This window comes from Streptomyces sp. NPDC052301, from assembly GCF_044593395.1.
Taxonomy (GTDB): Bacteria; Actinomycetota; Actinomycetes; order Streptomycetales; family Streptomycetaceae; genus Streptomyces.
Genome location: NZ_JBIUBE010000009.1, coordinates 60,698 through 77,645 on the forward strand (window position 1 = coordinate 60,698; position 16,948 = coordinate 77,645).

General features: G+C 66.6%; 30 protein-coding genes. All 30 read left to right on the forward strand.

From position 1 onward, the window contains the following. Window positions 1-292: 292 nt before the first annotated feature. The 30 genes from rpsJ to rplQ all read left to right on the forward strand — a co-directional run bounded on the left by rpsJ (window position 293) and on the right by rplQ (window position 16,867). Window positions 293-601: a 30S ribosomal protein S10 gene (rpsJ, locus tag ACIHEJ_RS25295; protein WP_003948644.1), complete on the forward strand. Its 309-nt coding sequence runs from the start codon at window positions 293-295 to the stop codon at window positions 599-601. 16 nt (window positions 602-617) lie between these two features. Continuing rightward, window positions 618-1,262 (forward strand): 50S ribosomal protein L3, encoded by a 645-nt coding sequence (gene rplC / locus ACIHEJ_RS25300; protein ID WP_014674369.1) that lies wholly within the window; start codon window positions 618-620, stop codon window positions 1,260-1,262. Window positions 1,263-1,270: 8 nt separating this feature from the next. Further along, the gene (gene rplD / locus ACIHEJ_RS25305) at window positions 1,271-1,924 is read left to right on the forward strand and encodes a 50S ribosomal protein L4 (protein ID WP_400138936.1); all 654 of its coding nucleotides are present in this window, start codon (window positions 1,271-1,273) and stop codon (window positions 1,922-1,924) included. Beyond that, entirely contained in the window at window positions 1,924-2,343 is a 420-nt protein-coding gene (gene rplW / locus ACIHEJ_RS25310; protein ID WP_145886671.1) for a 50S ribosomal protein L23, read from the forward strand. The genes rplD and rplW overlap by 1 nt, the downstream gene beginning before the upstream one ends. 40 nt (window positions 2,344-2,383) lie before the next feature. Continuing rightward, complete coding sequence (rplB, locus tag ACIHEJ_RS25315; protein WP_031167077.1) at window positions 2,384-3,220, forward strand: 50S ribosomal protein L2; 837 nt, start codon at window positions 2,384-2,386, stop codon at window positions 3,218-3,220. Window positions 3,221-3,232: 12 nt separating this feature from the next. Then, window positions 3,233-3,514 (forward strand): 30S ribosomal protein S19, encoded by a 282-nt coding sequence (rpsS, locus tag ACIHEJ_RS25320; protein WP_023547380.1) that lies wholly within the window; start codon window positions 3,233-3,235, stop codon window positions 3,512-3,514. Window positions 3,515-3,559: 45 nt separating this feature from the next. Beyond that, window positions 3,560-3,907, forward strand: a complete 348-nt coding sequence (gene rplV / locus ACIHEJ_RS25325) for a 50S ribosomal protein L22 (RefSeq protein WP_019329637.1) — start codon at window positions 3,560-3,562, stop codon at window positions 3,905-3,907. Further along, window positions 3,907-4,728: a 30S ribosomal protein S3 gene (rpsC, locus tag ACIHEJ_RS25330; RefSeq protein WP_014674374.1), complete on the forward strand. Its 822-nt coding sequence runs from the start codon at window positions 3,907-3,909 to the stop codon at window positions 4,726-4,728. Before rplV ends, rpsC begins: the two co-directional genes overlap by 1 nt. Window positions 4,729-4,733: 5 nt before the next feature. Further along, window positions 4,734-5,153, forward strand: a complete 420-nt coding sequence (rplP, locus tag ACIHEJ_RS25335; protein ID WP_030174541.1) for a 50S ribosomal protein L16 — start codon at window positions 4,734-4,736, stop codon at window positions 5,151-5,153. Then, window positions 5,153-5,377, forward strand: coding sequence for a 50S ribosomal protein L29 (rpmC, locus tag ACIHEJ_RS25340; RefSeq protein WP_003974259.1), 225 nt, complete (start codon window positions 5,153-5,155; stop codon window positions 5,375-5,377). The genes rplP and rpmC overlap by 1 nt, the downstream gene beginning before the upstream one ends. Beyond that, a complete protein-coding gene (gene rpsQ, locus ACIHEJ_RS25345; protein ID WP_003992363.1) occupies window positions 5,377-5,664 on the forward strand; it encodes a 30S ribosomal protein S17 in 288 nt (95 codons plus the stop codon). The genes rpmC and rpsQ overlap by 1 nt, the downstream gene beginning before the upstream one ends. Window positions 5,665-5,764: 100 nt before the next feature. Further along, window positions 5,765-6,133, forward strand: a complete 369-nt coding sequence (rplN, locus tag ACIHEJ_RS25350) for a 50S ribosomal protein L14 (protein WP_003998823.1) — start codon at window positions 5,765-5,767, stop codon at window positions 6,131-6,133. A 2-nt stretch (window positions 6,134-6,135) separates the two neighbouring features. After that, on the forward strand, window positions 6,136-6,459 hold the full coding sequence (gene rplX, locus ACIHEJ_RS25355; protein WP_076097138.1) for a 50S ribosomal protein L24: 324 nt from the start codon (window positions 6,136-6,138) through the stop codon (window positions 6,457-6,459). Beyond that, entirely contained in the window at window positions 6,459-7,016 is a 558-nt protein-coding gene (gene rplE, locus ACIHEJ_RS25360; protein ID WP_061920719.1) for a 50S ribosomal protein L5, read from the forward strand. Before rplX ends, rplE begins: the two co-directional genes overlap by 1 nt. A 5-nt stretch (window positions 7,017-7,021) precedes the next feature. After that, window positions 7,022-7,207, forward strand: a complete 186-nt coding sequence (locus ACIHEJ_RS25365; protein WP_003948630.1) for a type Z 30S ribosomal protein S14 — start codon at window positions 7,022-7,024, stop codon at window positions 7,205-7,207. 212 nt (window positions 7,208-7,419) lie between these two features. After that, complete coding sequence (gene rpsH / locus ACIHEJ_RS25370) at window positions 7,420-7,818, forward strand: 30S ribosomal protein S8 (RefSeq protein ID WP_007494756.1); 399 nt, start codon at window positions 7,420-7,422, stop codon at window positions 7,816-7,818. Between the two features lie 24 nt (window positions 7,819-7,842). Continuing rightward, window positions 7,843-8,382, forward strand: a complete 540-nt coding sequence (rplF, locus tag ACIHEJ_RS25375) for a 50S ribosomal protein L6 (protein ID WP_400138937.1) — start codon at window positions 7,843-7,845, stop codon at window positions 8,380-8,382. Window positions 8,383-8,385: 3 nt separating this feature from the next. Then, a complete protein-coding gene (rplR, locus tag ACIHEJ_RS25380) occupies window positions 8,386-8,769 on the forward strand; it encodes a 50S ribosomal protein L18 (RefSeq protein ID WP_067299854.1) in 384 nt (127 codons plus the stop codon). A gap of 39 nt (window positions 8,770-8,808) precedes the next feature. Continuing rightward, on the forward strand, window positions 8,809-9,414 hold the full coding sequence (rpsE, locus tag ACIHEJ_RS25385; protein ID WP_009190144.1) for a 30S ribosomal protein S5: 606 nt from the start codon (window positions 8,809-8,811) through the stop codon (window positions 9,412-9,414). Next, window positions 9,414-9,596, forward strand: coding sequence for a 50S ribosomal protein L30 (gene rpmD / locus ACIHEJ_RS25390; protein WP_003974250.1), 183 nt, complete (start codon window positions 9,414-9,416; stop codon window positions 9,594-9,596). Before rpsE ends, rpmD begins: the two co-directional genes overlap by 1 nt. A 2-nt stretch (window positions 9,597-9,598) precedes the next feature. After that, window positions 9,599-10,054: a 50S ribosomal protein L15 gene (rplO, locus tag ACIHEJ_RS25395; protein ID WP_366015822.1), complete on the forward strand. Its 456-nt coding sequence runs from the start codon at window positions 9,599-9,601 to the stop codon at window positions 10,052-10,054. A gap of 454 nt (window positions 10,055-10,508) precedes the next feature. Further along, window positions 10,509-11,822, forward strand: coding sequence for a preprotein translocase subunit SecY (gene secY, locus ACIHEJ_RS25400; RefSeq protein ID WP_400138938.1), 1,314 nt, complete (start codon window positions 10,509-10,511; stop codon window positions 11,820-11,822). Next, the gene (locus ACIHEJ_RS25405; protein ID WP_400138939.1) at window positions 11,822-12,484 is read left to right on the forward strand and encodes an adenylate kinase; all 663 of its coding nucleotides are present in this window, start codon (window positions 11,822-11,824) and stop codon (window positions 12,482-12,484) included. The genes secY and ACIHEJ_RS25405 overlap by 1 nt, the downstream gene beginning before the upstream one ends. Before the next feature lie 102 nt (window positions 12,485-12,586). After that, window positions 12,587-13,423: a type I methionyl aminopeptidase gene (gene map / locus ACIHEJ_RS25410; RefSeq protein WP_400138940.1), complete on the forward strand. Its 837-nt coding sequence runs from the start codon at window positions 12,587-12,589 to the stop codon at window positions 13,421-13,423. A gap of 152 nt (window positions 13,424-13,575) precedes the next feature. Continuing rightward, window positions 13,576-13,797: a translation initiation factor IF-1 gene (infA, locus tag ACIHEJ_RS25415; protein WP_003948620.1), complete on the forward strand. Its 222-nt coding sequence runs from the start codon at window positions 13,576-13,578 to the stop codon at window positions 13,795-13,797. Window positions 13,798-13,856: 59 nt separating this feature from the next. Then, on the forward strand, window positions 13,857-13,970 hold the full coding sequence (gene rpmJ / locus ACIHEJ_RS25420) for a 50S ribosomal protein L36 (RefSeq protein WP_003974245.1): 114 nt from the start codon (window positions 13,857-13,859) through the stop codon (window positions 13,968-13,970). Between the two features lie 195 nt (window positions 13,971-14,165). Further along, window positions 14,166-14,546 (forward strand): 30S ribosomal protein S13, encoded by a 381-nt coding sequence (gene rpsM / locus ACIHEJ_RS25425; protein WP_009300593.1) that lies wholly within the window; start codon window positions 14,166-14,168, stop codon window positions 14,544-14,546. 65 nt (window positions 14,547-14,611) lie between these two features. Then, window positions 14,612-15,016: a 30S ribosomal protein S11 gene (gene rpsK / locus ACIHEJ_RS25430; RefSeq protein WP_003956432.1), complete on the forward strand. Its 405-nt coding sequence runs from the start codon at window positions 14,612-14,614 to the stop codon at window positions 15,014-15,016. 144 nt (window positions 15,017-15,160) lie between these two features. Next, the gene (locus ACIHEJ_RS25435) at window positions 15,161-16,183 is read left to right on the forward strand and encodes a DNA-directed RNA polymerase subunit alpha (RefSeq protein WP_003966937.1); all 1,023 of its coding nucleotides are present in this window, start codon (window positions 15,161-15,163) and stop codon (window positions 16,181-16,183) included. A gap of 189 nt (window positions 16,184-16,372) precedes the next feature. Beyond that, window positions 16,373-16,867: a 50S ribosomal protein L17 gene (gene rplQ, locus ACIHEJ_RS25440; protein WP_366014693.1), complete on the forward strand. Its 495-nt coding sequence runs from the start codon at window positions 16,373-16,375 to the stop codon at window positions 16,865-16,867. Window positions 16,868-16,948: the final 81 nt, after the last annotated feature.

The window sequence follows — 16,948 nt, forward strand, 5'->3', positions numbered from 1 at the left end:
CGAGTCCCACAGTACTCGTCGCCCTAACTGCCTGATGGCAGCACTGGGGCGGACGTACGGGAATCTTCCGGGAAGTGTGGGCGCGGCACCGGCCAGGCGCCCGGTGGGCCTGAGGTCCCCGGTCCGCGGTTCCGGAAGGGCCGTCGCATTCCCCCGCAGGGATGTTCGAACAAGGGACATCTGTGTCAGCGGGACCGCGACACACCCGACCGCGTGGGTCGGAGGAGCGAAGGCAGCAGAAGGAATCCGCCGGGTTCCAGAGCGTGAGAAGAGACAGGACTACTGAGTAGCCATGGCGGGACAGAAGATCCGCATCCGGCTCAAGGCCTACGACCACGAGGTCATCGACTCCTCGGCGAAGAAGATCGTCGAGACGGTGACCCGCACTGGTGCGTCGGTCGCGGGCCCGGTGCCGCTGCCCACTGAGAAGAACGTGTACTGCGTCATCAAGTCGCCGCACAAGTACAAGGACTCGCGCGAGCACTTCGAGATGCGCACGCACAAGCGCCTGATCGACATTCTCGACCCGACCCCCAAGACCGTTGACTCTCTGATGCGACTCGACCTCCCGGCCGGTGTCGACATCGAGATCAAGCTCTGAGGCTGGTGGGCTGAGAATGGCTAAGCAGATCAAGGGCATCCTGGGCGAGAAGCTCGGCATGACGCAGGTGTGGGACGAGAACAACCGTGTTGTTCCGGTCACCGTCGTCAAGGCCGGCCCCAACGTCGTGACCCAGGTTCGTACGAACGACGTCGACGGCTACGAGTCGGTCCAGATCGCCTTCGGCGAGATCGACCCGCGCAAGGTGAACAAGCCCCTCAAGGGCCACTTCGCCAAGGCCGACGTCACCCCCCGTCGTCACCTCGTCGAGATCCGCACCGCGGACGCCTCCGAGTACACGCTCGGCCAGGAGATCACCGCTGAGGTGTTCGAGGCCGGCGTGAAGGTCGACGTCACCGGCAAGAGCAAGGGCAAGGGCTTCGCCGGTGTCATGAAGCGCCACAACTTCCGTGGCCTCGGCGCCGGACACGGCACCCAGCGCAAGCACCGCTCGCCCGGTTCCATCGGTGGCTGCGCCACCCCGGGCCGCGTGTTCAAGGGCCTCCGCATGGCGGGTCGCATGGGCAACGAGCGGGTCACCACCCAGAACCTGACCGTCCACGCCGTTGACGCGGAGAAGGGTCTGCTGCTCATCAAGGGCGCGGTTCCCGGTCCGAACGGCGGCCTCGTCCTGGTCCGCACCGCGGCCAAGGGGGCCTGAGGTAACCGATGAGCACTGTTGACATCCTTTCGCCGGCTGGCGAGAAGGCCGGTTCCGTCGAGCTCCCCGCGGAGATCTTCGACGCCAAGGTCAGCGTTCCGCTGATCCACCAGGTCGTCGTCGCGCAGCTGGCCGCTGCCCGCCAGGGCACGCACAAGACCAAGACCCGTGGCGAGGTCCGTGGTGGCGGCAAGAAGCCGTACCGCCAGAAGGGCACCGGTCGCGCCCGTCAGGGTTCGACCCGCGCGCCGCAGTTCGCCGGTGGTGGCGTCGTGCACGGTCCCGTGCCGCGTGACTACTCGCAGCGCACCCCGAAGAAGATGAAGGCCGCCGCCCTGCGCGGTGCCCTCACCGACCGGGCGCGTCACAACCGCATCCACGTCGTCTCCGGCGTGGTCGAGGGCGCGAACCCCTCCACGAAGGCCGCCAAGTCGCTGTTCGGCAAGATCTCGGAGCGCAAGAACCTGCTCCTGGTCGTCGACCGCGCCGACGAGGCCGCGTGGCTGTCCGCCCGCAACCTGCCCCAGGTCCACATCCTGGAGCCGGGCCAGCTGAACACGTACGACGTTCTCGTCTCGGACGACGTGGTCTTCACCCAGGCCGCTTTCGAGTCCTTCGTGTCTGGCCCCAAGGCCGCTGACACCGAAGGGAGCGAGGCCTGATGGCTACGCGTCACCCGAGCATTGCCTCGAAGGCCGCCAAGGCCGCCAAGGCCGCGCGCGTCGCCAAGGCGCGTCGCCACGCCACCGAGGGCAAGAACACCGTCGAGACCCCGCTGAGCAAGTCGTACACGGACCCCCGTGACGTCCTGCTGAAGCCGGTCGTCTCCGAGAAGAGCTACGCGCTCCTCGACGAGAACAAGTACACGTTCATCGTCGACCCGAACGCCAACAAGACCCAGATCAAGCAGGCCGTCCAGGCGGTCTTCTCGGTCAAGGTCACCGGGGTCAACACGATCAACCGCCAGGGCAAGCGCAAGCGCACGAAGACCGGCTTCGGTCAGCGTGCCGGCAGCAAGCGCGCGATCGTGACCCTCGCCGAGGGCGACCGTATCGACATCTTCGGCGGTCCGACCGCCTAAGGGCGGTCCGGATCGTCCGATATCGGACGAGGACTGAGAAATGGGAATCCGCAAGTACAAGCCGACTACGCCGGGCCGTCGTGGCGCCAGCGTCGCCGACTTCGTCGAGGTCACGCGGTCCACGCCGGAGAAGTCGCTGGTCCGCCCCCTGCACAGCAAGGGCGGCCGTAACAACGCCGGTCGTGTGACCGTTCGCCACCAGGGTGGCGGACACAAGCGCGCCTACCGTGTGATCGACTTCCGTCGTCACGACAAGGACGGCGTGCCGGCGAAGGTCGCGCACATCGAGTACGACCCCAACCGCACCGCGCGCATCGCGCTGCTGCACTACGCCGACGGCGAGAAGCGCTACATCCTCGCCCCGCGCAACCTGCAGCAGGGTGACCGCGTCGAGAACGGTCCCGGGGCCGACATCAAGCCGGGCAACAACCTGGCCCTCCGCAACATCCCGGTCGGTACCACGATCCACGCGATCGAGCTCCGTCCCGGTGGCGGTGCCAAGTTCGCCCGCTCCGCCGGTGCCTCCGTGCAGCTGCTCGCGAAGGAGGGCTCGATGGCCCACCTCCGCATGCCGTCCGGTGAGATCCGCCTGGTCGACGTCCGCTGCCGCGCCACCATCGGTGAGGTCGGCAACGCCGAGCAGTCCAACATCAACTGGGGTAAGGCCGGCCGTAAGCGGTGGCTGGGCGTTCGCCCGACCGTCCGTGGTGTCGTGATGAACCCGGTTGACCACCCGCACGGTGGTGGTGAGGGCCGGACCTCCGGTGGTCGCCACCCTGTGTCCCCGTGGGGCAAGAAGGAAGGCCGTACTCGTTCGCCCAAGAAGGCGTCGAACAAGTACATCGTCCGCCGCCGCAAGACGAACAAGAAGCGCTAAGGACGGGTTGAGATGCCTCGTAGCCTGAAGAAGGGGCCCTTCGTCGACGACCACCTGATCAAGAAGGTGGACGCCCAGAACGAAGCCGGCACCAAGAACGTCATCAAGACCTGGTCCCGCCGCTCGATGATCGTCCCGGCCATGCTGGGCCACACGCTCGCGGTGCACAACGGCAAGACCCACATCCCGGTGTTCGTCACCGAGTCGATGGTCGGCCACAAGCTCGGCGAGTTCTCGCCGACCCGCACCTTCCGGGGCCACGTCAAGGAAGACCGGAAGTCGAAGCGCCGCTAGTAGCGGATCGCATTCAGACACGTAAGTAACTCTGAAGGGACAACCATGGAAGCCAGGGCCCAGGCGCGGTACATCCGCGTCACGCCCATGAAGGCCCGCCGTGTGGTGGACCTCATCCGTGGCATGGACGCCACGGAGGCCCAGGCTGTTCTGCGATTCGCTCCGCAGGCAGCCTCCGTGCCCGTCGGCAAGGTGCTCGACAGCGCCATCGCCAACGCCGCGCACAACTACGACCACACCGACGCCGACAGCCTCTACATCTCCGAGGCGTACGTCGACGAGGGTCCGACCCTGAAGCGGTTCCGTCCGCGTGCTCAGGGCCGTGCCTACCGGATCCGCAAGCGGACCAGCCACATCACCGTGGTCGTCAGCAGCAAGGAAGGAACCCGGTAATGGGCCAGAAGGTAAACCCGCACGGGTTCCGGCTCGGTGTCACGACCGACTTCAAGTCGCGTTGGTACGCCGACAAGCTGTACAAGGACTACGTCAAGGAAGACGTCGCCATCCGTCGGATGATGACGTCCGGCATGGAGCGCGCCGGTATCTCGAAGGTTGAGATCGAGCGCACCCGTGACCGCGTGCGGGTGGACATCCACACCGCTCGTCCGGGCATCGTCATCGGCCGCCGTGGCGCCGAGGCCGACCGCATCCGCGGCGACCTCGAGAAGCTCACCGGCAAGCAGGTCCAGCTGAACATCCTCGAGGTCAAGAACCCCGAGACCGACGCTCAGCTGGTGGCCCAGGCCGTTGCCGAGCAGCTCTCCTCCCGCGTCTCCTTCCGCCGCGCCATGCGTAAGAGCATGCAGTCGGCGATGAAGGCCGGCGCCAAGGGCATCAAGATCCAGTGCGGTGGCCGCCTCGGCGGCGCCGAGATGTCCCGCTCGGAGTTCTACCGCGAGGGCCGCGTGCCCCTGCACACGCTCCGCGCGAACGTGGACTACGGCTTCTTCGAGGCCAAGACGACCTTCGGCCGCATCGGTGTGAAGGTCTGGATCTACAAGGGCGACGTCAAGAACATCGCCGAGGTCCGCGCCGAGAACGCTGCGGCCCGTGCGGGTAACCGCCCGGCCCGTGGTGGTGCCGACCGCCCGGCCCGTGGTGGCCGTGGTGGCGAGCGGCGCGGTCGCAAGCCGCAGCAGGCTGCCGGTGCCGAGGCCCCCAAGGCCGAGGCTCCCGCCGCCGCTCCGGCTGAGAGCACCGGAACGGAGGCCTGACCGTCATGCTGATCCCCCGTAGGGTCAAGCACCGCAAGCAGCACCACCCGAAGCGCAACGGTATGTCCAAGGGTGGCACGCAGGTTGCGTTCGGCGAGTACGGCATCCAGGCGCTGACCCCGGCCTACGTCACGAACCGCCAGATCGAGGCGGCTCGTATCGCGATGACCCGTCATATCAAGCGTGGCGGCAAGGTCTGGATCAACATCTACCCGGACCGTCCCCTCACCAAGAAGCCGGCCGAGACCCGCATGGGTTCCGGTAAGGGTTCGCCGGAGTGGTGGATCGCCAACGTCAAGCCCGGACGCGTGATGTTCGAGCTGTCGTACCCCAACGAGAAGATCGCCCGTGAGGCGCTCCTTCGCGCGGCCCACAAGCTGCCGATGAAGTGCCGGATCGTCAAGCGCGAGGCAGGTGAAGCGTGATGTCGGCCGGTACCAAGGCGTCCGAGCTGCGCGAGCTGGGCAACGAGGAGCTTCTGGCGAAGCTCCGCGAGGCCAAGGAAGAGCTGTTCAACCTCCGCTTCCAGGCGGCGACGGGTCAGCTCGAGAACCACGGCCGGCTGAAGGCCGTCCGTAAGGACATCGCGCGGATCTACACCCTGATGCGTGAGCGCGAGCTGGGCATCGAGACGGTGGAGAGCGCCTGATGAGTGAGAGCAACGTGACTGAGCAGACTGCAGAGGCCCGCGGCTTCCGCAAGACCCGTGAGGGTCTCGTCGTCAGCGACAAGATGGACAAGACCGTCGTCGTCGCCGTCGAGGACCGCGTCAAGCACGCGCTGTACGGCAAGGTCATCCGCCGTACCAACAAGCTCAAGGCGCACGACGAGCAGAACGCCGCGGGTGTCGGCGACCGCGTCCTCCTCATGGAGACCCGGCCGCTGTCCGCGACGAAGCGCTGGCGCGTCGTCGAGATCCTCGAGAAGGCCAAGTAATTTCCTGCGGGACAAACCCGCAGGTCAGTTCCGCCAGGCTCGGCAGGGGTCCTCTACCTGAGGCCCCTGCCGGGAACCGGCAGACGATCAGGAGATAGACGTGATCCAGCAGGAGTCGCGACTGCGCGTCGCCGACAACACTGGTGCGAAGGAAATCCTTTGCATCCGTGTGCTCGGTGGCTCCGGTCGCCGCTACGCGGGCATCGGTGACGTCATCGTCGCCACCGTCAAGGACGCGATCCCCGGTGGCAACGTGAAGAAGGGTGACGTCGTCAAGGCGGTCATCGTTCGCACCGTCAAGGAGCGCCGCCGTCCGGACGGCTCGTACATCCGCTTCGACGAGAACGCCGCCGTCATTCTGAAGAACGACGGCGACCCTCGCGGCACCCGTATCTTCGGCCCCGTCGGCCGTGAGCTGCGCGAGAAGAAGTTCATGAAGATCATCTCGCTCGCGCCGGAGGTGCTGTAAGCATGAAGATCAAGAAGGGCGACCTGGTCCAGGTCATCACCGGTAAGGACAAGGGCAAGCAGGGCAAGGTCATTGCCGCTTACCCGCGCGAGGAGCGCGTCCTGGTCGAGGGTGTCAACCGGGTCAAGAAGCACACCAAGGCCGGTCCGACCGCTCGCGGTTCGCAGGCCGGTGGCATCGTCACGACCGAGGCGCCGATCCACGTCTCCAACGTCCAGCTGGTCGTTGAGAAGGACGGTCAGAAGGTCGTCACGCGTGTCGGTTACCGCTTCGACGACGAAGGCAACAAGATCCGCGTTGCCAAGCGGACGGGTGAGGACATCTGATGGCTACCACCACCACTCCGCGTCTGAAGCAGAAGTACCGCGAGGAGATCGCGGGCAAGCTGCGTGACGAGTTCAAGTACGAGAACGTCATGCAGGTTCCCGGCCTCGTCAAGATCGTGGTCAACATGGGTGTCGGCGACGCCGCCCGTGACTCGAAGCTGATCGAGGGCGCGATCCGCGACCTGACCACCATTACCGGTCAGAAGCCGGCCGTCACCAAGGCCCGCAAGTCCATCGCGCAGTTCAAGCTGCGTGAGGGCCAGCCGATCGGTGCCCACGTCACGCTCCGTGGCGACCGCATGTGGGAGTTCCTGGACCGCACCCTGTCGCTCGCGCTGCCGCGCATCCGCGACTTCCGCGGCCTGTCCCCCAAGCAGTTCGACGGCCGTGGCAACTACACCTTCGGTCTCACGGAGCAGGTCATGTTCCACGAGATCGACCAGGACAAGATCGACCGTACCCGGGGCATGGACATCACCGTGGTCACCACGGCGACCAACGACGCTGAGGGCCGCGCGCTCCTTCGTCACCTCGGCTTCCCGTTCAAGGAGGCGTGAGCGAGATGGCGAAGAAGGCTCTGATTGCCAAGGCTGCTCGCAAGCCCAAGTTCGGTGTGCGTGGCTACACGCGCTGCCAGCGCTGCGGCCGTCCGCACTCCGTGTACCGCAAGTTCGGCCTGTGCCGCGTGTGCCTGCGTGAGATGGCTCACCGTGGCGAGCTGCCGGGCGTGACCAAGAGCTCCTGGTAATCCCTGCTTTTAGGGATTCCTGAAGCTCTCGGTAAGCATCTGGGTCGGCAGGGGCCCTACTCCGCATGCCGTAGGCTTGTGGGGTTGGGCGTCTGCCGCGCCCGTACGACTTACTACGCCGTAGGTCCACCGCGCCGCACCCGTCCCGTCTCGGATCGGGGAGAGGGATGGCGCACCAGGAAACCCCGGCGAGAGAGGCCGAAGGCCAATTCATGACCATGACTGATCCGATCGCAGACATGCTTACGCGTCTGCGGAACGCGAACTCGGCATACCACGACTCCGTGACGATGCCGGCATCGAAGATCAAGTCGCACATCGCGGAGATCCTCCAGCAGGAGGGCTTCATCACGGGCTGGAAGATCGAGGACGCCGAGGTCGGCAAGAACCTCGTTCTCGAGCTGAAGTTCGGCCCGAACCGTGAGCGCTCCATCGCGGGCATCAAGCGGATCTCCAAGCCCGGTCTCCGGGTGTACGCGAAGTCCACCAACCTGCCGAAGGTGCTGGGCGGCCTCGGCGTGGCGATCATCTCCACGTCGCACGGGCTCCTCACCGACAAGCAGGCCGGCAAGAAGGGCGTGGGTGGGGAAGTCCTCGCCTACGTCTGGTAACGGAAGGGAACGGAGGAAACAGCTATGTCGCGTATTGGCAAGCTCCCCATCACGGTTCCCGCCGGCGTGGACGTCACCATCGACGGCCGTACGGTCTCGGTCAAGGGCCCTAAGGGCACGCTGACCCACACCGTCGTCGCGCCGATCGACATCGTCAAGGGCGAGGACAACACCCTGCAGGTGACCCGCCCGAACGACGAGCGTCAGAACAAGGCCCTCCACGGCCTGTCCCGCACGCTGGTGGCGAACATGATCACCGGCGTGACCCAGGGTTACGTGAAGAAGCTCGAGATCAGCGGTGTCGGTTACCGCGTGACGGCCAAGGGTGCGAACCTCGAGTTCGCGCTCGGCTACAGCCACCCGATCGTCGTCGAGGCGCCCGAGGGAATCACCTTCAAGGTGGAGACCCCGACCCGCTTCCAGGTCGAGGGCATCGACAAGCAGAAGGTCGGCGAGGTTGCGGCCAACATCCGCAAGCTGCGCAAGCCCGACCCGTACAAGGCCAAGGGCGTCAAGTACGAGGGCGAAGTCATCCGCCGCAAGGTCGGAAAGGCGGGTAAGTAAGCCATGGCATACGGGCAGAAGATCCTCAAGGGCGACGCCTACAAGCGCGCCGCGATCAAGCGCCGTCACATCCGGATCCGCAAGCGGATCGCGGGTACGGCGGAGCGTCCCCGTCTGGTCGTGACCCGCTCCAACCGCCACATCGTGGCGCAGGTGATCGACGACCTCAAGGGCCACACCCTGGCGTCCGCGTCCACTCTGGACGCGTCCGTCCGCGGTGGCGAGGGCGACAAGTCCTCGCAGGCCAAGCAGGTCGGCGCCCTGGTCGCCGAGCGTGCCAAGGCCGCCGGTGTCGAGGCTGTCGTGTTCGACCGTGGTGGCAACCAGTACGCCGGGCGCATCGCCGCCCTGGCGGACGCCGCCCGCGAAGCCGGGCTCAAGTTCTGAGCCTGCCGTAGCTAGCGGAAACAGAGAGAGGTAATTCCAATGGCTGGACCCCAGCGCCGCGGTGGCGGTGCCGGTGGCGGCGAGCGGCGGGACCGGAAGGGCCGTGACGGCGGCGCTGCTGCCGCCGAGAAGACCGCGTACGTCGAGCGCGTCGTCGCGATCAACCGCGTCGCCAAGGTTGTGAAGGGTGGTCGTCGCTTCAGCTTCACCGCGCTGGTCGTGGTGGGCGACGGTGACGGCACCGTGGGTGTCGGTTACGGCAAGGCCAAGGAGGTGCCGGCCGCCATCGCCAAGGGTGTTGAGGAGGCCAAGAAGCACTTCTTCAAGGTCCCCCGGATCCAGGGCACCATCCCGCACCCCATCCAGGGTGAGAAGGCTGCCGGCGTCGTGCTGCTCAAGCCCGCGTCCCCCGGTACCGGTGTTATCGCCGGTGGCCCGGTGCGTGCCGTGCTCGAGTGCGCCGGTATCCACGACGTGCTGTCGAAGTCGCTCGGCTCCGACAACGCGATCAACATCGTGCACGCGACCGTGGAGGCCCTGAAGGGTCTGCAGCGTCCCGAGGAGATCGCGGCCCGCCGTGGTCTGCCGCTCGAGGACGTCGCTCCCGCGGCCCTGCTGCGTGCGCGTGCCGGGGCAGGTGCGTGATGGCTCAGCTCAAGATCACGCAGGTCAAGTCCTACATCGGCAGCAAGCAGAACCACCGTGACACCCTGCGCTCCCTTGGCCTCAAGGGCATCAACACGCAGGTCGTCAAGGAGGACCGCCCCGAGTTCCGCGGCATGGTGCACACCGTCCGCCACCTCGTGACGGTCGAGGAGGTCGACTGATCATGGCGGAGCAGAACCCGCTCAAGATCCACAACCTCCGTCCCGCCCCGGGCGCCAAGACCGCCAAGACCCGTGTGGGTCGTGGTGAGGCGTCGAAGGGTAAGACGGCCGGTCGTGGTACCAAGGGCACCAAGGCCCGCTACCAGGTTCCGGAGCGCTTCGAGGGCGGCCAGATGCCGCTCCACATGCGCCTCCCGAAGCTGAAGGGCTTCAAGAACCCGTTCAAGACCGAGTACCAGGTCGTGAACCTCGACAAGCTGGCCGCGCTGTACCCGGAGGGTGGCGAGGTCACCGTCGAGGGTCTCGTCGCCAAGGGTGCCGTTCGCAAGAACAGCCTCGTCAAGGTCCTCGGCCAGGGCGAGATCTCCGTGGCGCTGCAGGTGACGGTCGACGCCGTCTCCGGCTCCGCCAAGGAGAAGATCGCCGCCGCCGGCGGTACGGTCACCGAGCTCGTCTGAGCCCGGGCGGCACCGCCGCGTACGCAACAGGGCCGGGCAGGTCCCTTCGGGGAGCTGCCCGGCCCTGCCGTATGTCCGCCGGATGCCGGAGCGCGGCCCGCACGGGCCGCGACGGCCGGTGCCCCACGCCGATCGCTGCCGCGCGGGAGAGAACCTCCCGCGCATGATCTTTCTCTCGAGCCCCGAGAAACTATTCGGATCGTTCGGGCGTTGTCCAAGGAGCCCGACCGGCTCGGGGGAGTATCCAGTCATCCGTGAGCGCCGCCGACGAGCCTGACGGACAGGCGAACTTCACCAGGCTGGGCGCGCACTGTTAGAGTCCTTGAGGTCCACCTGTGCCCGCGCGTGAGACGTCGTACGGCGACGGGGTGGCAGAAAACATCGTTCGGCCCACTGGGCCTTGTTGATACGACTAGTCCCTGTCGCGCGCGTCGCGGGGGTCGCAGGAGGAACCGTGCTCACCGCGTTCGCCCGGGCGTTCAGGACGCCCGACCTGCGTAAGAAGCTGCTCTTCACGCTGGCCATCATCGTGGTCTACCGGGTCGGCACCCACATCCCGATCCCGGGCGTCAGCTACAAGGCCGTCCAGCAGTGCGTGGACGAGGCCTCGGGCAACCAGGGCCTCTTCGGCCTGGTCAACATGTTCAGTGGCGGCGCGCTGCTCCAGATCACGATCTTCGCCCTCGGCATCATGCCGTACATCACGGCGAGCATCATTCTGCAGCTGCTGACCGTGGTGATTCCGCGTCTGGAGGCCCTGAAGAAGGAGGGTCAGGCCGGCACGGCGAAGATCACGCAGTACACCCGGTACCTGACGGTGGCCCTGGCCATCCTGCAGGGCACCGGCCTGGTGGCCACCGCGCGCAGCGGTGCGCTCTTCAGCGGCTGCCCGGTCGCCAACGGGATCGTTCCCGACCAGGGGATCTTCACCACCATCACCATGGTGATCTGCATGACCGCCGGCACCTGTGTCGTGATGTGGCTCGGTGAGCTGATCACCGACCGCGGCATCGGCAACGGCATGTCGATCCTGATGTTCATCTCGATCGCCGCGACCTTCCCGTCCGCGCTCTGGGCGATCAAGAAGCAGGGCACCCTGGCCGGCGGCTGGATCGAGTTCGGCACCGTCATCCTGGTCGGCCTGGTCATGGTCGGGCTCGTCGTCTTCGTCGAGCAGGCCCAGCGTCGCATCCCGGTGCAGTACGCCAAGCGCATGATCGGCCGCCGCTCCTACGGCGGTACGTCCACGTACATCCCGCTGAAGGTGAACCAGGCGGGTGTGATTCCCGTCATCTTCGCCTCCTCGCTGCTCTACATCCCGGCACTCGTGGCGCAGTTCGCGGGGGGCAGGTCGGGCTGGAAGGACTGGGTCCAGCAGAACCTGACCAAGGGCGACCACCCGATTTACATCACTCTGTACTTCTTGCTCATCGTTTTCTTCGCGTTCTTCTACGTGGCGATCTCCTTCAACCCCGAGGAAGTCGCCGACAACATGAAGAAGTATGGTGGCTTCATCCCGGGCATCCGGGCTGGCCGACCGACCGCTGAGTACCTCAGCTACGTGCTCAACCGGATCACCTGGCCGGGTTCGCTGTATCTGGGTCTGATCGCTCTCGTACCGACAATGGCGTTGGTGGGCTTCGGGGCAAGCCAGAACTTCCCCTTCGGAGGGACGAGCATCCTCATCATCGTGGGTGTCGGTCTCGAGACGGTGAAGCAGATCGAGAGCCAGCTCCAGCAGCGCAATTACGAAGGGTTCCTCCGCTGATGCGTATCGTCCTCGTCGGGCCGCCGGGTGCCGGTAAGGGAACGCAAGCCGTCCGCCTCGCAGAGAAGCTGGCGATCCCGCACATCTCCACGGGTGACCTGTTCCGGGCCAACATCAGCCGGCAGACCGAGCTGGGCAAGCTCGCGAAGTCCTACATGGACGCCGGTAACCTCGTCCCGGACGAGGTGACCATCGCGATGGCCAAGGACCGCATGGAGCAGCCGGACGCCGAGGGCGGCTTCCTGCTGGACGGCTTCCCGCGGAACGTGTCCCAGGCCGAGGCGCTGGACGAGCTGCTGCGCACCGAGGGCATCACCCTGGACGCGGTCCTGGACCTGGAGGTCCCGGAGGACGAGGTCGTCAAGCGGATCGCCGGCCGCCGCGTCTGCCGCAACGAGTCGTCGCACGTCTTCCACGTGACGTACAGCCCGCCGAAGAAGGAGGGCGTCTGCGACGTCTGCGGCGGTGAGCTGTACCAGCGCGACGACGACTCCGAGGACACCGTCCGCAAGCGGCTCGAGGTCTACCACACGCAGACCGAGCCGATCATCGACTACTACAAGGCGCAGGGCCTGGTCGTCACGATCTCAGCCCTGGGCCCGGTGGACGAGATCACGCAGCGCGCGCTGGAGGCACTCAAGCGCGAGAAGGCCGAGAGCTGACACAGCCCGGCTCTTCCGGCCGCGGTGCCCTCCCAGGGCGCCGCGGCCGTACTGTTGTACAGATACCCCAGTCGACGTGAGTGACGGAGAGCGCAGGCCCCCATGGTGCAGATCAAGACGCCGGAGCAGATCGCCAAGATGCGTGCGGCGGGCCTGGTCGTAGCCGCCATCCACGCGGCCACCCGTGAGGCCGCGGTGCCCGGCGCCTCCACCAAGGATCTCGACGAGGTCGCCCGCAAGGTCCTCGCCGAGCACGGCGCCAAGTCGAACTTCCTCGGGTACGGCGGTTTCCCCGCGACCATCTGCACCTCCGTGAACGACGTCGTCGTCCACGGCATCCCCTCCGACGACGTCGTCCTCAAGGACGGCGACATCATCTCCATCGACTGCGGCGCGATCGTCGACGGCTGGCACGGCGACGCCGCCTACACGGCCTTCGTGGGCTCCGGTCACGCTCCGGAGCTGGTCGAGCTCTCCCGGGTGACCGAGGAGTCGATGTGGGCCGGCATCGCGGCCATGAAGCAGGGCAACCGGCTGGTCGACATCTCCCGCGCGGTCGAGACGTACATCCGCCGCCAGCCGAAGCCGGGCGGCGGCAAGTACGGGATCATCGAGGACTACGGCGGCCACGGCATCGGCACCGAGATGCACATGGACCCGCACCTGCTGAACTACGTCGACCGTCGCCGCGGCAAGGGCCCCAAGCTGGTGCCCGGCTTCTGCCTCGCGATCGAGCCGATGGTCTCTCTCGGCACCCCGCGCACGGAGGTCCTGTCGGACGACTGGACGGTCATCACGACGGACGGCACCTGGTCCTCCCACTGGGAGCACTCGGTGGCGCTCACTGCGGAGGGCCCCCTGGTCCTCACCGCTCCCGACGGGGGCAGGGCGAAGCTCGCCGAGCACGGCATCACGGCCGCTCCCGATCCCCTCGCGTAAGGATCACCCGTATGGGGCAGACTTCCTCGATTCGCGTTTCCTGGTACGCCGACGTAGACTGACTCGTCGGCTCTCGTGCACCCGCATGTCCGCATGCTCCCGCAAGGGGAAGCAGGGGAGTCGATCAAGGTAGTCGATTCGAAGGGCGAAGCGTGGCCAAGAAGCAAGGTGCCATCGAGATCGAGGGCACTGTCGTCGAGTCTCTGCCGAACGCCATGTTCAAGGTCGAGCTCCAGAACGGCCACCAGGTCCTGGCACACATCAGCGGCAAGATGCGTATGCACTACATCCGCATCCTCCCTGACGACCGGGTCGTGGTGGAGCTGTCTCCGTACGACCTGACGCGTGGCCGGATCGTCTACCGGTACAAGTAGATCTTGCCCGCATTCCGCTTCGGCGGGGTGATGGCACTGACCCGGAGAACCTCAATCCCATGAAGGTCAAGCCGAGCGTCAAGAAGATCTGCGACAAGTGCAGGGTGATCCGCCGTCACGGTCGGGTCATGGTCATCTGCGACAACCCGCGCCACAAGCAGCGCCAGGGCTGACGCACGACCGTACCCTCTGCACCTCCATCGCAGAGATTCGCGCGACGCGAGCTGAATATGTTCATACGCAGGACCCAAGCCGTCGCGAGCGGCTTGACACCCCCGGTCGGAGGCCGGGGACCCGGTTCGTACCTGGTACGGCGGCCGGGAACCGGTTCTGCGGAAGACCTCCGAAGAATCACCAGGAGCCATTGAATGGCACGCGTTTCCGGTGTTGACATCCCGCGCGAAAAGCGCGTGGAGGTCGCCCTCACCTACGTGTTCGGCATCGGCCGGACCCTCTCGAAGGAGACGCTGGCTGCGACCGGCGTCGACCCGAACACCCGCGTTCGCGACCTCTCCGAGGAGCAGCTCGTCGCGATTCGTGAGTACGTCGACAACAACATCAAGACCGAGGGTGACCTCCGTCGCGAGATCCAGGCCGACATCCGCCGCAAGGTCGAGATCGGCTGCTACCAGGGTCTCCGTCACCGTCGCGGTCTGCCCGTCCGCGGTCAGCGCACCAGCACCAACGCTCGTACCCGCAAGGGCCCGCGTCGCGCCATCGCCGGCAAGAAGAAGCCGGGCAAGAAGTAGTCCGCAGCGGACACCTGTCCACGGTCTTCGCTGTAGGACCGACCACCTCCCGTAGGAGTTAGTAGATGCCCCCCAAGGGTCGTCAGGGCGCTGCCAAGAAGGTGCGCCGCAAGGAAAAGAAGAACGTCGCTCACGGCCACGCGCACATCAAGAGCACGTTCAACAACACGATCGTCTCGATCACGGACCCGTCCGGCAACGTGATCTCCTGGGCCTCCGCCGGCCACGTCGGCTTCAAGGGCTCCCGGAAGTCGACGCCGTTCGCCGCGCAGATGGCCGCCGAGTCGGCTGCCCGCCGCGCCCAGGAGCACGGCATGCGCAAGGTCGACGTGTTCGTCAAGGGCCCGGGCTCCGGTCGTGAGACCGCGATCCGCTCCCTGCAGGCCACGGGCCTCGAGGTCGGCTCCATCCAGGACGTCACCCCGACCCCGCACAACGGCTGCCGCCCGCCGAAGCGCCGCCGCGTCTGAGGCCTGGTCGCTTTGAGGGTTCGGGCGGTACGGCTCCTTCGGGCCGTGCCGCCCGTACCCTTGCAGTACCCGCACTTCTCACAGGTGCGGTTTCCGTCGGGCGTCAAATAGCGGGCGTCCACGAATGAAGGATCTGATCCACACATGCTGATCGCTCAGCGTCCCTCGTTGACCGAAGAGGTCGTCGACGAGTTCCGCTCCCGGTTCGTGATCGAGCCGCTGGAGCCGGGCTTCGGCTACACCCTCGGCAACTCCCTGCGCCGTACCCTCCTGTCCTCGATCCCCGGCGCTGCTGTCACCAGCATCCGGATCGACGGCGTGCTGCACGAGTTCACCACCGTGCCGGGCGTCAAGGAGGACGTCACCGACCTGATCCTCAACATCAAGCAGCTGGTCGTCTCCTCGGAGCACGACGAGCCGGTCGTGATGTACCTGCGCAAGCAGGGTCCGGGTCTGGTCACCGCCGCCGACATCGCGCCGCCGGCCGGTGTCGAGGTGCACAACCCCGACCTCGTCCTCGCCACGCTCAACGGCAAGGGCAAGCTGGAGATGGAGCTGACGGTCGAGCGCGGCCGCGGTTACGTCTCCGCCGTGCAGAACAAGCAGGTGGGCCAGGAGATCGGCCGTATCCCGGTCGACTCCATCTACTCGCCGGTTCTCAAGGTCACCTACAAGGTCGAGGCGACCCGTGTCGAGCAGCGCACCGACTTCGACAAGCTGATCGTCGACGTCGAGACCAAGCAGGCCATGCGTCCGCGTGACGCCATGGCGTCGGCCGGCAAGACCCTGGTCGAGCTGTTCGGTCTGGCGCGCGAGCTCAACATCGACGCCGAGGGCATCGACATGGGCCCGTCCCCGACGGACGCCGCCCTGGCCGCCGACCTCGCGCTGCCGATCGAGGAGCTGGAGCTCACGGTCCGCTCCTACAACTGCCTCAAGCGTGAGGGCATCCACTCCGTGGGTGAGCTCGTCGCCCGCTCCGAGGCCGACCTGCTGGACATCCGCAACTTCGGTGCGAAGTCCATCGACGAGGTCAAGGCGAAGCTGGCCGGCATGGGCCTGGCCCTGAAGGACAGCCCGCCCGGATTCGACCCCACGGCCGCTGCCGACGCCTTCGGCGCCGACGACGACGCGGACGCGGGCTTCGTGGAGACCGAGCAGTACTGAGCGCTCCGCGAGGAGCACCGTACTGCGGCTGCGGGCCGGTTGCGGCCGGTCGCGCAGTTCCCCGCGCCCTTCGGGGCGCGGACGCTCCGGGTGTCTGAACGGGCACCCGGATCTCCGACAGGCAACCGCCTGCTCGGATACTGACCTCGGTACCTGACACGGCCGGGGCAGACACACAGGAGAAGAACAATGCCGAAGCCCACCAAGGGTGCCCGTCTGGGCGGCAGCGCCGCGCACGAGAAGCTGCTCCTCGCGAACCTGGCGAAGAGCCTCTTCGAGCACGGCCGTATCACCACCACCGAGGCGAAGGCGCGCCGCCTGCGCCCGTACGCCGAGCGTCTGATCACCAAGGCGAAGAAGGGCGACCTTCACAACCGCCGTCAGGTGCTCCAGGTCATCACGGACAAGGGCGTCGTCCACACGCTCTTCACCGAGATCGGCCCGCGGTACGAGAACCGTCCGGGTGGCTACACCCGCATCACCAAGATCGGTAACCGCCGTGGCGACAACGCGCCCATGGCCGTCATCGAGCTGGTCGAGGCGCTGACGGTCGCGCAGCAGGCCACCGGTGAGGCCGAGGCCGCCACCAAGCGTGCGGTCAAGGAGGCCGACGAGGCCAAGGCTGCGGAGACCACCGAGGCGCCGGCCGAGGAGGCCGCTGCCGAGGAGTCGACGGAGGCCTGAGTCTCTGCCTGACGCCGGAAGCGGGTCCGCCCTCAGGGGCGGGCCCGCTTCCGCGTTTTCCGGCACGTTCTTCCGCCGGGC

Excerpts from the sequence above, each read along its gene's own strand:
- rpsJ (WP_003948644.1), top strand. The coding sequence starts at position 293 with ATGGCGGGACAGAAGATCCGCATCCGGCTCAAGGCCTACGACCACGAG.
- rplC (WP_014674369.1), top strand. The coding sequence starts at position 618 with ATGGCTAAGCAGATCAAGGGCATCCTGGGCGAGAAGCTCGGCATGACG.
- rplD (WP_400138936.1), top strand. The coding sequence starts at position 1,271 with ATGAGCACTGTTGACATCCTTTCGCCGGCTGGCGAGAAGGCCGGTTCC.
- rplW (WP_145886671.1), top strand. The coding sequence starts at position 1,924 with ATGGCTACGCGTCACCCGAGCATTGCCTCGAAGGCCGCCAAGGCCGCC.
- rplB (WP_031167077.1), top strand. The coding sequence starts at position 2,384 with ATGGGAATCCGCAAGTACAAGCCGACTACGCCGGGCCGTCGTGGCGCC.
- rpsS (WP_023547380.1), top strand. The coding sequence starts at position 3,233 with ATGCCTCGTAGCCTGAAGAAGGGGCCCTTCGTCGACGACCACCTGATC.
- rplV (WP_019329637.1), top strand. The coding sequence starts at position 3,560 with ATGGAAGCCAGGGCCCAGGCGCGGTACATCCGCGTCACGCCCATGAAG.
- rpsC (WP_014674374.1), top strand. The coding sequence starts at position 3,907 with ATGGGCCAGAAGGTAAACCCGCACGGGTTCCGGCTCGGTGTCACGACC.
- rplP (WP_030174541.1), top strand. The coding sequence starts at position 4,734 with ATGCTGATCCCCCGTAGGGTCAAGCACCGCAAGCAGCACCACCCGAAG.
- rpmC (WP_003974259.1), top strand. The coding sequence starts at position 5,153 with ATGTCGGCCGGTACCAAGGCGTCCGAGCTGCGCGAGCTGGGCAACGAG.
- rpsQ (WP_003992363.1), top strand. The coding sequence starts at position 5,377 with ATGAGTGAGAGCAACGTGACTGAGCAGACTGCAGAGGCCCGCGGCTTC.
- rplX (WP_076097138.1), top strand. The coding sequence starts at position 6,136 with ATGAAGATCAAGAAGGGCGACCTGGTCCAGGTCATCACCGGTAAGGAC.
- rplE (WP_061920719.1), top strand. The coding sequence starts at position 6,459 with ATGGCTACCACCACCACTCCGCGTCTGAAGCAGAAGTACCGCGAGGAG.
- ACIHEJ_RS25365 (WP_003948630.1), top strand. The coding sequence starts at position 7,022 with ATGGCGAAGAAGGCTCTGATTGCCAAGGCTGCTCGCAAGCCCAAGTTC.
- rpsH (WP_007494756.1), top strand. The coding sequence starts at position 7,420 with ATGACCATGACTGATCCGATCGCAGACATGCTTACGCGTCTGCGGAAC.
- rplF (WP_400138937.1), top strand. The coding sequence starts at position 7,843 with ATGTCGCGTATTGGCAAGCTCCCCATCACGGTTCCCGCCGGCGTGGAC.
- rplR (WP_067299854.1), top strand. The coding sequence starts at position 8,386 with ATGGCATACGGGCAGAAGATCCTCAAGGGCGACGCCTACAAGCGCGCC.
- rpsE (WP_009190144.1), top strand. The coding sequence starts at position 8,809 with ATGGCTGGACCCCAGCGCCGCGGTGGCGGTGCCGGTGGCGGCGAGCGG.
- rpmD (WP_003974250.1), top strand. The coding sequence starts at position 9,414 with ATGGCTCAGCTCAAGATCACGCAGGTCAAGTCCTACATCGGCAGCAAG.
- rplO (WP_366015822.1), top strand. The coding sequence starts at position 9,599 with ATGGCGGAGCAGAACCCGCTCAAGATCCACAACCTCCGTCCCGCCCCG.
- ACIHEJ_RS25405 (WP_400138939.1), top strand. The coding sequence starts at position 11,822 with ATGCGTATCGTCCTCGTCGGGCCGCCGGGTGCCGGTAAGGGAACGCAA.
- map (WP_400138940.1), top strand. The coding sequence starts at position 12,587 with ATGGTGCAGATCAAGACGCCGGAGCAGATCGCCAAGATGCGTGCGGCG.
- rpmJ (WP_003974245.1), top strand. The coding sequence starts at position 13,857 with ATGAAGGTCAAGCCGAGCGTCAAGAAGATCTGCGACAAGTGCAGGGTG.
- rpsM (WP_009300593.1), top strand. The coding sequence starts at position 14,166 with ATGGCACGCGTTTCCGGTGTTGACATCCCGCGCGAAAAGCGCGTGGAG.
- rpsK (WP_003956432.1), top strand. The coding sequence starts at position 14,612 with ATGCCCCCCAAGGGTCGTCAGGGCGCTGCCAAGAAGGTGCGCCGCAAG.
- ACIHEJ_RS25435 (WP_003966937.1), top strand. The coding sequence starts at position 15,161 with ATGCTGATCGCTCAGCGTCCCTCGTTGACCGAAGAGGTCGTCGACGAG.
- rplQ (WP_366014693.1), top strand. The coding sequence starts at position 16,373 with ATGCCGAAGCCCACCAAGGGTGCCCGTCTGGGCGGCAGCGCCGCGCAC.